Source organism: Bacillus sp. sid0103, assembly GCF_019219025.1.
In genome coordinates, this window is sequence record NZ_JAHUWN010000121.1 from 1 (window position 1) to 377 (window position 377).

Annotated in this window: 1 rRNA gene; it reads left to right on the forward strand. The window is 40.1% G+C overall.

The annotated features are described in order from the left end of the window. Nucleotides 1–76, forward strand: a 16S ribosomal RNA gene (locus KW850_RS32765); the annotation flags it as partial. Nucleotides 77–377: the final 301 nt, after the last annotated feature.

A 377-nucleotide genomic window follows, 5' to 3' on the forward strand; every position in this document is an offset into this window, starting at 1 on the left:
TAAGGTGGGACAGATGATTGGGGTGAAGTCGTAACAAGGTAGCCGTATCGGAAGGTGCGGCTGGATCACCTCCTTTCTAAGGATAAAGCTGGACATATGAGCCAGACAAAACGGTTTGTGCCACGATTTTTGTTTGTTTAGTTTTGAGGGAGCAATTTTTTTCTGTGAGGATCATGACCGATAGGTGATGATTCGAAACAATTCTCTCAAAGCTTTTTTTAATCGTTCTTTGAAAACTAGATAATCGTATTGAAGAAGCAAAGTAAACATCGAGTAATCGCCATTTTAGTTTTTCTCTCTTATTCAATTAAGAGTTATAAACCTTTTAGGTTAAGTTAGAAAGGGCGCACGGTGAATGCCTTGGCACTAGGAGCCGA